The organism is Methylobacterium sp. Leaf106 (assembly GCF_001422895.1).
Lineage (GTDB): Bacteria > Pseudomonadota > Alphaproteobacteria > Rhizobiales > Beijerinckiaceae > Methylobacterium > Methylobacterium bullatum.
The window spans coordinates 624,613-636,730 of the sequence record NZ_LMNB01000001.1 but is presented as its reverse complement, the minus strand read 5'-3'; the positions used below and the strand labels follow the sequence as shown (position 1 = coordinate 636,730).

Genomic DNA, 12,118 nt, shown 5'->3' with positions numbered 1-12,118 from the left:
GGCTCCGACATCACGGAAGGCGTAGACGCGCATCCGCCAGAGGGGCCCGCAGCCGATTGCCGTCACTTGGGATCCGCAGGGACGGGAATCAAGGGATGTCCCGGCAGCGTCGAAGGCCCTTGTCGCGCAAGGGAGTTCGGCCGCGTCCGCCTGCGTGGCTTACGGTGTGGCTTACTGGCCGCATGACGGGGCAAACCACCCGGTCCTGCCCTCGTTTCCTTGTTTTGCCGCGATGCGAAGCCCCAGAATGGTATCTGGTTGCTCCGGTTCGGATCCGGATGGGCGAGGATGCAGCGCGTGATGATCGGGCGGCGGATCGAACGCATCCTGAGGACAGCGAGCATGGCGCTGGTTCTCGCCGGGGCGGCGCGTGCCGAAGCGGCGCGGTCCGTGGCGCCCGAATGCGTGGGTGGGCCGACGCGACAGGAGGCGCTCGCCGGGCTCGGGGAGCGTGGCGAGATGATCCTGGCATCGGGTGATCGCGCCGTTCTCGACGGGATCCGTTGGCCGGTGGAGGATGACGGCGCCGCGCGTGCCTGGATGCTCGACCATCGGTACCGTACGCTGACCCTCGTACCGCGCGGGGAGATCGACCGCTGGGGCCGTATGCATGTGGATGCGGCCGTCTCCGACGAAGCCATCGACCTGGCCGGTGGTTTGATCGAGGAGGGGCTCGCTTATGCCGACGCTGGGGAACGCGATACGCTCTGCCGGCCGGCGTTGCTGACCCTGGAATCCGGGGCTCGGGCGGCGGCCCGCGGCCTGTGGCGGGCTGGTGTCCGCGAGGGCCGGGACGGTGCCGCGTTGCGTGAGGCCACGGGGCGTTTCATCGTGGCGCAGGGCCGGGTCGTGAATGTCGGCGAGCGTCCGGCGCGGACCTATCTCGACTTCGCCAAACGAGGCGAGGATGGCTTGACGGTCACCGTGTCGAAGCGCACTTGGCGGCGGCTGCGCGAACGTGGTCTGAATATGGCGACCCTGCGGGGGCGCATCGTCCGGGTTCGGGGAATCGTGGAAGCGTGGCGCGGCCCCACCCTCGACATCGCGAGCGCAGACATGATCGAAGTTCTGGATGAGGAGCGGACGCTTCGGCGCTGAACGGTATGAGCGGGGGGCAGACACGACATCGCGGATATGGAGCGGTCCGAACCGGGCTGCTCGTCTCGACGCTCATTCTGACCGGTTGCAGTTCCGACCAGAGCGGCGTGGTCCTGCAGCCGGCGGCGATCAAGGTGCCCGTCGAGGCGCCTCGGACCACCGGCCGGGAGCGCACCGCATCCGATGCCGACCACGCCAAGCTCGTGGCGTCGTTCGGCGGGGAATACCGCTCGCCGGCGGCTCTGCGCCTGCTGACCGAGGTGACCGACCGGTTGGTGAAGGCCACCGATCGTCCCGAGGAGACCTACGCGGTCACGCTGCTCGATTCGCCGGTCATCAACGCCTTCGCGCTGCCGAATGGCCGTCTCTACGTGACGAGAGGCTTGCTGGCGCTCGCCAGCGATACGTCGGAGATCGCCGCCGTCCTCGCCCATGAGATCGCCCACGTCACCCTGCGCCATGCCACGGCCCGTACCGAGCTCGCCCTGCGCTCCCAACTGGTGAGCCGGGTGGTCGCCGACGTCCTCAACGATCCGGCCACCGGCGCGCAACTCCAGAACCAGTCGAAATTCGCCCTGGCCCGCTTCTCCCGCGATCAGGAGCTCGAGGCCGATGGGATCGGCGTGCGGACGCTTGCCCGTGCGGGCTACGATCCGTTCGGCGCGGGGCGGTTCCTCAACTCCCTCAACCGCACCACCAACATGAAGACCGGGACGGGCATGGCCGGCGAGCCCGACATGCTCGCCACTCATCCGGGCACGAGCGAACGGATCAACCTCGTCACCCGAGCCGCGCGTCTCATCGGCGCGCCCGGCCTCGGCGTCGATGAACGCGCCCGTTACCTCGCCGCCATCGACGGGATCGCCTATGGCGACAATCCGGGCGACGGCATCGTCAAGGGCCGCCGCTTTCTCCATCCGAGCCTCGGCATCGCCTTCGAGGTGCCGGAGGGGTTCACCATCGAGAACACGCGGAACGCCGTCCTCGGTGCCACGGGGGAGGGGAGCCGCCGCCTCCTGTTCGATCAGGTCGAAAGCCATGTGGGCCAGAGCCTGGAGGAGGTGCTGCGCGCCACGTGGAGCGACAGCATCGAGGCGAGTTCGGTGGAGAACCGCATGGTCGCCGGCAACTCGGCGGTGACCGCGATGTCGCGCGGCAAGGACTGGACCTTCCGCCTCGCTGCCGTCCGGGTCGGAGAGACGACCTTCCGCATGATCATGGCCGCCAAGGGCAGCACGGATCCCGACGGTGCGTTCCGGCGCTGGACCGAAAGCCTGTCCGGCGTCGGCCCCGACGAGGTGAAATCCCTGCGCCCGTTGCGCATCCAGGTGGTGACCGCCGGACCGGCCGATACGGCCGACGAGATGGCACGCAGGATGGTCGTGCCGGATCGTCCCCTGGACCGGTTCCTCGTGCTCAACGAGCTGGAGAGGGGCGCCGTCATCCGTGCGGGACAAAGCTACAAGCTCGTGGTCGAGTAACGAGACACGGGCGAAGCCGCGCGCGAGGCCCGCCTTACAATAGCGTTGAATGACGCCACCGGCATTTCCCATACCCCCCGAATGGTTGAGGGTGCGGTGATTTTTCAAGAGCCCGATCGCGCGGCTTCTCTCATCCGCGCGATCGGGGGGTCTGAGGTGTCTCCATTCGCCTGATCGGTCAGGCGGCGGCCAAAGCCGCCATCGACATCGATTCCTTCTTCATCAACTCGCGATAGAACCCGTCGAGATGGGTGAGCTTGTCCGGTGAGCCGTCCTGGATGATGCGCCCGCCTTCCAGCACCACGATCCGGTCGAAATCCTTCAGCGTCGAGAGACGATGTGCGATCGCGATGACGGTGCGGCCCTTCATCAGGTTGGCCAAAGCGTGCCGGATCGCCTCCTCGGAATCCGCGTCGAGGGCCGAGGTGGCCTCGTCGAGCAGGAGAATCGGCGAATCCTTCAGGATCGCGCGGGCGATGGCGATACGCTGGCGCTGACCGCCGGACAGCTTCACGCCCCGGTCGCCCACTATGGTGTCGAAACCTTCCGGCAGTGCCTCGATGAAATCGGTGCAATGCGCCGCCGCGGCGGCCTTCCAGACATCATCGTCCGATGCGTCCGGCCGGCCGTAGCGGATGTTCTCGCGCAGGGTCCGGTGGAACATCGAGACGTCCTGCGGCACCACGGTGATGGCCTCGCGCAACGAGTCCTGGGTCACGCGGTTGATGTCCTGGCCGTTGAGCAGGATCTTCCCGCCCTGAACCTCGTAGAAGCGCTGGAGCAGCGAGAACAGGGTCGACTTGCCGCCGCCCGACTTGCCCACGAGGCCGATGCGCTGGCCGGCTTCGATCTTCACGTTGAAGTCCGTGAACACCGCGCGCCCATCGGGATAGGAGAAGGCCACGTGATCGAAATCGATCTCGGCGCCCGTTCCCGACAGCGGCATGGCCTCCGGATGGTCGATCAGGTCGTGCGGCTGAAGCAGGGTATGCAGGGCCTCCGATAGACGGGCGGTATGCTGGGTCGCATCCACCAGGGCCACGGCCAGGTCGCGGGTGGCGGCGAGGATGCGGATGCCGAGGGTGCAGACGAGGACCACCTGTCCATTCGTCGCCTGGCCGGCTTCCCACATGATGATGGCCCAATAGAGCAGTCCGAGCACGGCAAAGACCGTCAGGATCGCGTGAACGATCCGCAGTTTCTCCAGGTAGAGCAGCGACGACCGGCGCGAGCGCATCTCGACGCCGATCGTGCCGTCGAAGCGCTTGTACTCCCGCTTGAACGCCGAGAAGGCCCGGACGAGCGGCATGTTGCCGACGAGGTCCACCATCTCGCCGTCGACGCTGGCTGCCTTGGCGGCGAAGTCGTGGTGGAGCGGCTTTCCCGCAGCCGCCATCTTGAACATCAGGACGACGACGGCGGCGAAGATGCCGGCCAGGACGCCCGCCATGGTGAGATTCACGGTGCCGATATAGATGATCGACAGGAAGGCCGCGACGCAGGGCGGCATCACGTTGAACACGAACATGTTCTCGACCGTGAAGATCGCGTTCGAGGTCGCCGTGATGCGCGAGGCCAGGGTGCCCGGCTGCCGGTCGGCGAAGAAGGACGGCGAGTGGCCGGTCATGTGCCGGAACAGATCGCGGCGGATATCACCCGTCACACCCACGAAGGTGAAGGACCCGACGAGACTCGCCACGCGCCAGAGCATGTTGTCGGCGGCGATGAAGGCGATGAGGATCGCCAGCGCCCCCCAGATCAAGCCCGCGTCGGGTCCCTTGCTGAGGGCATCGACGACGCCCTTGAGTGCGTAATCGGTACTCACCGAGAACGCGACGGCTCCGAGGACGGCGCAGAGGATCACCAGATGCGGCAGTGCCCGCCGCTTGAGATAGCGGGCGACGAACGCGAAGGGCCTGTCGGCGTAGACGCAGAGGTCTTCCATATGGGTGACCATCCCAGTGCTCGTTTTTAACTGACGGATGCTCGCGCGATCCCGCAAGCAGGCCGCACGGAACCGTGAACTTATAGGTCGCAACGCTAATCTCGTCCAAGCGTTGCGGGCGACCGTCAAGCTTGCCCGTTTGTAGAGAGGAAACCTGAACGGGTGTTGAGCGGCAAGCGAATTCGGTGCCGTCCCACCCTTCAGACCACCTCGGCCTGACGGGTTTCCGGCATGATCAGGGCAAGCAGCGCGAAGCCGGCGAGACCGACGATCGCGAGGCCGAGGAAGGCGCTGTGACTACCGAGATGATCGGCCATGATTCCGGCCAGTGACGTCGACAGGGCGGCGCCGATGCCCATGGCGGTTCCGACCGCACCGAGGGCGAGATTGAACCGTCCGGTGCCGCGCGTGACGTCGGAGACCACGAGGGGCACCATGACCCCGAACACGGCCGCCGAGACGCCGTCGAAGACCTGGATCGCGACGAGGAGTTCCGGGCTGTCGGTATAGGCGAACAGCAGCCCGCGGATCGGCAGGGCGGCGAAGCCGATGAGAAGGAGGGGGCGTCGCCCCCACTTCTCTGCGGCCCGTCCGACGGCAGGTCCGGAGATCGCCAGGACGACCTGGGGCACCACGATGCAGGCGGCGATGAGCGCCGTGGCGGTCTCGCTGGCCCGCAAGGTCAGCATGCTGCCCACCAGCGGCAGCATGGCGGCGTTGGCGAGGAAGAACAGGGTCATGCAGGCGGCAAAGCACAGCAGGGCGCGGTTGGTGACGATGGCCTTCAGCGCGCTTTCCTTGGGGCCGGATTCCACCGTCTCGCCCTGGCGTGCCTGAAGCGGCACCGCGCCAGGGCGAATGAACGAGAGCGCGATCAGGGTCGGGATCATGAGGAAAGCGGTGAGGTAGAACACCGCGTCGTTCGACAGGTAGTAGCCGCAGGCCCCCATCAGCGCCGCAGCGACGGCGTTGCCGAGCGCCGAGAAGCTGGCATTGCGCCCGAGCCGCTCACCGGCTCGCTTATGGCCGACGAGGCCGATGCTGATGGCCGCGATGGCCGGTGTGAGAATACAACTCGCCGCGGAATGGGCCGCCATCGCGAGGAGGACGATGAGGAAGCTCGGCCACATGGCGAGAGCGAAGGCGCTGAGCGAGATCGCCACCACCGAGAGCCCCGCCGCGAAGCGTCGCGAGCGGACGGCGTCGACGAAGGCACCGCCCGGCACCTGGCCGAGCAGGCTCACGAGGCTCCCGACGGTCAGGGCGAAACCGATGTCGGATTGCGTCCACTGCGCCTGCGTGAAGTACACGGCGAGAAACGGACCGAATCCGGTCTGGAGGTTCGCGACAAAGAACGCAAAGGCGTCGAGCCCCCGGCTGCTCCTCACCGAACCAGCCTGCATGTCGGTGGAACCCTCTCCGGGCTTCTCGGCATAGGCGTCGCGTCGAAGAGCCCCGCGCGGCCGGAACTCCGATCGCGGCAATTCACGGGGCTTGATGACGCGTCGATTCTGCGAGCGGGATGCCGTCATTTGTCCGGCGTTTTCTCACCCGGCTTGTCGGGCGCGGGAGAGGGTGCAGCGCTCGGCGGCGGCGCCACCGGAGCCTGGACCGGCGCCGCGGGCTGGGCCGCCGGAACCTGGCTCGACGCGGTCGCAGGAGCCGGCTCGCCATCGGGCGGAACGCTGGGGCTGGCCGGACCGAGGACAACGATCGGATCTCCCGGCTTGTACTCCGGCGAGACGCGCACCTGGTTGCGGCTCAACTGAAGGACGAGGCGGCTCGGCTTGCCATCGGGCGAGAACCGCATGGACCGCCAATCCACGGCGATCTTGCGGGAGCCGACACCGAGGAAGCCGCCGAAATCGATGATGGCGGCGCGCGGGCGACCGTCCTTGTCGAGGATGATGTCGATGATCCGCCCCATATCCTCGCCGGTGGAACTGCGGACGCCCTTGCCGAGCACGCCCTCGTAATCCTGGGTGTCCAGGACCGTGGCCGGCGTGCCGGTCGGCAGTACGGGTGCGGTGGCCGTTGGCGCAGCCGGCGGCGCCGCAGGCTGCGGGGCCGGTGCGGGCGGCGGGGCAGGAGGCGCGGCGGGCGCGGCCGGTGCTGCTTCGCTCGCCGGGCCGTTGACCGGGGCGTTGCCCTCCGCCGCTGCGGCGGCGGCGGCCCAAAGGGTGATCGACGCGGCGGCGACCATCCGGACAGTTCTGAACACGTGCGTTCCCCGAAGAAGCATCTCGCCGGCTCCCGCTCAACCTGAGCCATTCCGATGAGTTCCCACCTGCCATGGGACGGACGGCGTATGAGGGCGGACCAAGGCGAAGTTGTGGATGAGGGCGGGTCGATCGGCGACGATGCGGCTCGCCGCGATGTCGAGTTGGCAAGAACCGGACCGTCGCGGCCATGGTGGCGTGGAGTATGGGGGGTGTCCAGACGAACCGGTGGACGATCACCCCGAATTTTCCCTCAGGTCGAGGGGGGAGGTGTGACAAACGCCCTGCGATCGTCTGGTTTTCGCCTTTTGTGCATCGTAGAGATGCGCGCAAGCGTGCCGGACCACCCGCGCGAACCAGGGTGGAATACTTTTGAGGATCAAGTCGATGCGTATCCCGTCGAACGTCTGCGCCGTGGCGCTCATCGCGGCGGCCCTGGGCGGATGTCAGGCGCTGTCCGGCAATTCAGGCGTCATGCCCGAGAGCGAAGTGGGGCCTCCGCCGTCCATGCGTGGCTCGGTTCCCGGAGCCCAGCGCCCGCGGGCGGCCGAAGTGGACCCCGATGGCGTGCCTCTGCAGACGGCGCCGACGCGGCGGCTCGACCTGCCGAAATCGGCCGGTGGCCAAGCCCGCTCGCAGGCGGAGTCGGAGCGGCGTATCCGCCGCGAGGATATCGAAGGCGATACGACCAGCCGGTCGAGCTCCGGTGGTCTCGCTCCGCAGATGGGCTCGGGCGGCAGCGTCGGCCTCGGCGGCAAGTTCTGAGGAACGCTCGCGAAACTCCCGGTCATCGCCGCCTTCCGTTTCCGGCCGGGCGGCGATGCGGGAGTTTCGTGAAAGGCACTGCAACGGCTTCTTCCGCACGGCGGAAACGCTGCATGAGGAAAGCGTGATCTTGACGGTCAGATCAGGTCGGCGCCACGTGTGTCGGCTTCGCCCCGACTCTCGGCGGCGACGAGTCCGGCAAGACCAGCGAGGAACGCGCCGGAAGCGACGATGGTGAGGGCAACGACTGCGATGATCATGCGCGGAGTGTTCCTCATCGAGTTTAAGGGATCGTTGCATTGTCCCGGTCGGGCGATGCGCCTGCGTCCTCGATGACGGTCGGTCGAAAAAAATTCCATCCTCGCGCCTGGCGGTCAGAACAGGCCCTCGATGCTTCGGGACGCCGTCGTCAGCCCACGCGCTTCGCACCGGCCGCATTGCTTTGAGCCGGATGACGCGTCGGTGGCGCGAATCCCCCTCGGCCGTGCCGGCAGCCACACAAGCCGTTGTTAGCGTGAAGCTTTTCGGAAAAATCTCCGGTCCACGGCCGCAATGACGTCTCGTCGGCTTGCTCCGAAGCGTGGCTGCACTGGCGACCGCCCATGCCACGGAGATTGTGTGTGATCGATGATCGAAAGGGCTGCAGGGTCCCCGTTATCCCCGTCCCTTCTGTGGATGGGCGGTGGGTCTACGTGATTCCCTCTTGGAACGCTCTCAGCACCGCTTAGTTGTTGCAGCTATGCGCTCCGAGGCCCCTGGCCGTGGGCGTGACGGCGCTCGAAGCCAAATTCCGGAGGAACTCATGGCAACCAAAACCACCACCAAGGCAGCCGAAAAGCCGGCCGCCGCCAAGAAGGCCGCTGCTCCGAAGGCCGAAGGCGCCGCCAAGCCGAACGCGCTGCAGCAGCCGCTGAAGCCCTCCGAGGAACTCGCAGCCGTGGTCGGCGCCGCAGCGCTTCCGCGTGGCGAGGTCGTCAGCAAGGTCTGGGAATACATCAAGAAGCACAATCTCCAGAACCCGGAGAACAAGCGCGAGATCCTGGCCGACGACAAGCTGAAGAAGGTCTTCGGCAAGGACAAGTGCACCATGTTCGAGATGAACAAGCACCTCGCGGCCCATCTCAAGTCGGCCTGACGCCGATGCGGCCCGGCGCTTCGACAGCGCCGGGCAGGCTCTTCGAGACGGCGATACGGCCGTTCCCGGTTCGGGTGGGTCGGCCTCAGGCGATGTGCCGGATGACCCCGCCATCCACACGCAGGGCGGCGCCGCTGGTGGCGCTCGCGGCCGGGCTGCAAATATAGGCCACCATGCTGGCGACCTCCTCCACCGTCGCGAGGCGACCGATCAGCGAGGTGGAGCGGTGCTCGGCGACGAAGTCCCGTCCCAGCTTGTCGAGGTCGACCTCGCCGGTATCCTTCGCCATTTTCGCCATGAAGTCCGCGACACCCTCCGAGAGGGTCGGACCGGGAAGCACGCTGTTGACCGTTACCCCGCTTCCGGCCACGGTCTCGGCGAGGCCGCGTGATACGGCGAGCTGCGCCGTCTTCGTCATGCCGTAATGCACCATCTCCACCGGAATGTTCAGGCCGGACTCGCTGGAGATGAAGACGACCCGCCCCCATCCCGCCGCGACCATGCCCGGCGTGTAGGCGCGGGAGAGGCGGATGCCGCTCATGACGTTGGTCTCGTAGAAGCGAAGCCAATCCTCGTCGGGTATCTCGAAGAACGGCTTCGGCTCGAAGATGCCGGTGTTGTTCACCAGGATATCGACGGCCGGCAAACCCTTCACCACCGCCTCCGCACCGCTCGCCGTGGCGATGTCGCCGGGCGCCGCGATGAAGCAGGTCGTGCCGGTTTCCTCGGTCAAGCGCGCGATCGCCGCCCGGACCCGGTCCGGTGTGCGCCCGTTGACGGCGACGGTTGCACCCATTCCGGCAAGGGCCTTGGCGATGCCGTAGCCGATGCCGCCGGTCGAGCCGGTCACCAGCGCACGTCGCCCCTTCAGATTCATGTCCATGAATGTTCCTCCGTTGGCAGCCTCGTGGATCAACGCCCGAGGCGATGGGTGGCTGCGTTCGGTGGATCAGCCCGTCGGCTGGCGCCGCATGATGCTGGAGACGGCACCCGCCGCTGCCATGGCGCAAGCGCACCACAGAGCGGTTCCGATGGAGACCGCCGTGCCGCTGGCGTGGGTGAGCCCGAAAATGACGGCGACGAGGGCCGCGCCCAGCGACTGCCCGGTCAGCCGCGCCGTCGATTGCATGCCGCTGGCTCCGCCGCTGCGCGAGCGTGGTGCGCTGGTGACGATCACCTTGTTGTTGGGCGATTGGAACAGCCCGAAGCCGACGCCGCAGACGGTCAGCCGCCAGGCGATATCTAGGAGGGACGGGGCGGCGGGGAGCAGCGCCAGCGCCGCGATGCCACCGGACATGAGCGCCAGCCCGATTCCGCCGAGAACACCCGGCGCGTACCGGTCGGCGAGGCGGCCGGATATCGGCGCCGTGATGGCGATGGCGATGGGCCAGGGCGTCATCAGGAAGCCGGTCTCGGTAGCCGAGAGGTGCAGCGCATCCTGGAAATAGAAGGGCAGGGCGACATAGGCCATCATCTGCGCCCCGAACGAGGCGATGGAGGTCACCATCGACAGGGCGAAGGCGGGAATGCGCAGCAGATCCACCGGTAGCAGGGGCGTCGTGAGCCGCGCCTGATACCGCACGAACACGGTGCCGACCGCGAGCCCGGCTGCGATCTCCGCCAGGGCGAGCCAGCGCCCGTTCGCCTCGCCGATTCCATCGAGCCCGATGATGAGAAGGCCGAAGGTGAGGGCGTTGAGGATCGCGCTCGGGACGTCGAACCGCGCCCCGCTCACCGGCGTCACCGGCAGGGTCCGCGCCGCCACCGCCAGGGCCACGAGGCCGACGGGCAGGTTGACCAGGAACAGCCAGGGCCAAGTCGCCACGGACAGGATCGCGGCGGCCACGGTGGGGCCGGTAGCGGAAGCCATGGCGACGATGAGAGCGACGTTGCCGACGCCCCGGCCGATCATGCGGTGCGGGTAGATGAACCGCACCAGGGCGATGTTCACGCTCATGATCCCGGCGGCGCCGAACCCCTGGGTGATGCGCGCGACGATGAGCCCGGGCAGGGATGTGGAAAGAGCGCAGGCGAGGGATGCCGCGACGAACAGGACGAGGCCGCCGAGATAGACCTTCCGATAGCCGAGGATGTCGCCGAGGGAGGCCAGCGGCAGCAGCGATGCTGTCACCGCGATCTGGAAGCCGTTGACCACGAAGATCGCCGAGGCCGGGCTGACCCCGAGATCCTTCGCCATGGCCGGAAGGGCCACGTTGACGATGGCCCCGTCCAGCACCGCCATGGTCATGGCGAGTCCGATGGCGAGGAGCGCCAGCATGCGTTCGCGCACCGGCAGGCCGTCCATCGGTTTATCGGGGACCGGCCCGGTCGTGCCGCCGCCAGGGGGAATTGCCTCGTGCGTCATCGCACAAAGCCGTGGACGATCCCTGCTCGCTTCGGCAAGTGCCCTATGTCACCCCTCGGCAAGGGGGGCGGCATCGTTACCCCCTTCGGAGAATTGACATGCGTCTGGCGACACTCCTGCTCGGCTGCCTGCTCGCGCTGTCGCCCGCCGCCGTGCGAGCCGAGGATACAGGCCCTCTCGGGATCGGGCTCGAAGGGTTCGCCTATCCCTATCCGGTCTGGCTCCTCGACCTGACACGGGACAACGAGCGCCAGCGTCTCGCCTATATGGATGTCACGCCGACCGGGACGCCAAATGGACGCACAGTGCTGTTGCTGCACGGCCGCAATTTCCCGTCGAGTTACTGGGAGCCGGTGATCGGCGCGCTGGCCGGTGCGGGCTACCGCGTGGTCGTTCCCGACCAACTCGGCTTCGGCAAATCATCGAAGCCGGTGGGACCGTTCAGCTTCGACGTGATGGCGGCGGAAACGCTGGCACTCCTCGATTCCTTGAACCTTCCACGTGTCGACGTGGTCGCCCATTCCATGGGCGGTATGCTGGCCGCCCGCCTCGCCCGAAACGCGCCGAGCCGGGTGAACAGCCTCGTCCTCGAAGCGCCGATCGGTCTCGAGGATTATCGCTTCACCGTCCCGCCGGTTTCCAACGACACGCTTCTGCGGATCGAGGGCGGTGTCACCGGGGACGTCTACCGGCGCCAGCTGACGACGAACTACGCGCTGTCGCTTCCCTCCTCGGCGATCGAGCCCTTCGTGTCGATCCGCGAGCGCGTCAAAGGCTCAGGCGAGTATCCGCGCTGGCTCCAATCCTTCGTCAATTCCTACCAGATCATCTGGGGACAGCCGGTGGTGCACGAGATCCCGCTGATCGCCGCGCCGACCCTGTTCATCATGGGCGCGAACGACCGCAACGCGCCTGGCAAGCCCTTCGCCCCCGAGAACCTGCGCGCCGCCATGGGCGACAATGCCGGCCATGCCAGAGCCCTGGCGGCACGGATGCCCGATGGGCGCGCCGTCGTCTTCGACGGCATCGGCCACCTCGTCCATATTGAAGCGACCGATCGCTTCAACGCCACGATGCTCGAATTCCTCAACGGCCATTGAGCCGAGACAA

General features: G+C 67.2%; 11 protein-coding genes. 5 read left to right on the top strand and 6 right to left on the bottom strand.

Annotated features, from left to right (window positions below; genetic code table 11):
- Positions 1-288: 288 nt before the first annotated feature.
- Positions 289-1,098 carry a hypothetical protein gene (locus ASF34_RS03165; RefSeq protein ID WP_056158499.1) on the top strand — a complete coding sequence of 270 codons (810 nt, stop codon included), beginning with the start codon at positions 289-291 and terminating at the stop codon, positions 1,096-1,098.
- A gap of 5 nt (positions 1,099-1,103) precedes the next feature.
- Positions 1,104-2,579 carry a M48 family metalloprotease gene (locus ASF34_RS03160; RefSeq protein WP_026175699.1) on the top strand — a complete coding sequence of 492 codons (1,476 nt, stop codon included), beginning with the start codon at positions 1,104-1,106 and terminating at the stop codon, positions 2,577-2,579.
- Positions 2,580-2,757: 178 nt separating this feature from the next.
- Here ASF34_RS03160 and ASF34_RS03155 read toward each other — a convergent pair whose 3' ends face one another.
- From ASF34_RS03155 to ASF34_RS03145, 3 genes are all read right to left on the bottom strand, one after another.
- Positions 2,758-4,524: an ABC transporter ATP-binding protein gene (locus ASF34_RS03155; protein WP_056158949.1), complete on the bottom strand. Its 1,767-nt coding sequence runs from the start codon at positions 4,522-4,524 to the stop codon at positions 2,758-2,760.
- A gap of 200 nt (positions 4,525-4,724) precedes the next feature.
- Complete coding sequence (locus ASF34_RS03150) at positions 4,725-6,056, bottom strand: MFS transporter (RefSeq protein WP_018042481.1); 1,332 nt, start codon at positions 6,054-6,056, stop codon at positions 4,725-4,727.
- On the bottom strand, positions 6,053-6,745 hold the full coding sequence (locus ASF34_RS03145) for a PRC-barrel domain-containing protein (RefSeq protein ID WP_443136515.1): 693 nt from the start codon (positions 6,743-6,745) through the stop codon (positions 6,053-6,055). Before ASF34_RS03145 ends, ASF34_RS03150 begins: the two co-directional genes overlap by 4 nt.
- 385 nt (positions 6,746-7,130) lie before the next feature.
- On the opposite strand from ASF34_RS03145, the gene ASF34_RS03140 reads away from it, so the two are divergent.
- On the top strand, positions 7,131-7,508 hold the full coding sequence (locus ASF34_RS03140; RefSeq protein WP_018042483.1) for a hypothetical protein: 378 nt from the start codon (positions 7,131-7,133) through the stop codon (positions 7,506-7,508).
- Between the two features lie 137 nt (positions 7,509-7,645).
- Here the strand turns inward: ASF34_RS03140 and ASF34_RS23585 are convergent, their stop codons facing one another.
- Positions 7,646-7,768, bottom strand: a complete 123-nt coding sequence (locus ASF34_RS23585; RefSeq protein ID WP_018042484.1) for a hypothetical protein — start codon at positions 7,766-7,768, stop codon at positions 7,646-7,648.
- 542 nt (positions 7,769-8,310) lie between these two features.
- On the opposite strand from ASF34_RS23585, the gene ASF34_RS03135 reads away from it, so the two are divergent.
- A complete protein-coding gene (locus ASF34_RS03135) occupies positions 8,311-8,643 on the top strand; it encodes an SWIB/MDM2 domain-containing protein (protein WP_018042485.1) in 333 nt (110 codons plus the stop codon).
- An 85-nt stretch (positions 8,644-8,728) separates the two neighbouring features.
- Here ASF34_RS03135 and ASF34_RS03130 read toward each other — a convergent pair whose 3' ends face one another.
- Positions 8,729-9,526, bottom strand: a complete 798-nt coding sequence (locus ASF34_RS03130) for an SDR family NAD(P)-dependent oxidoreductase (protein WP_018042486.1) — start codon at positions 9,524-9,526, stop codon at positions 8,729-8,731.
- A 66-nt stretch (positions 9,527-9,592) separates the two neighbouring features.
- Positions 9,593-10,948, bottom strand: coding sequence for an MFS transporter (locus tag ASF34_RS03125; protein ID WP_056158494.1), 1,356 nt, complete (start codon positions 10,946-10,948; stop codon positions 9,593-9,595).
- 158 nt (positions 10,949-11,106) lie between these two features.
- On the opposite strand from ASF34_RS03125, the gene ASF34_RS03120 reads away from it, so the two are divergent.
- Positions 11,107-12,108, top strand: coding sequence for an alpha/beta fold hydrolase (locus ASF34_RS03120; protein ID WP_056158491.1), 1,002 nt, complete (start codon positions 11,107-11,109; stop codon positions 12,106-12,108).
- The last annotated feature ends 10 nt before the right edge of the window (positions 12,109-12,118 follow it).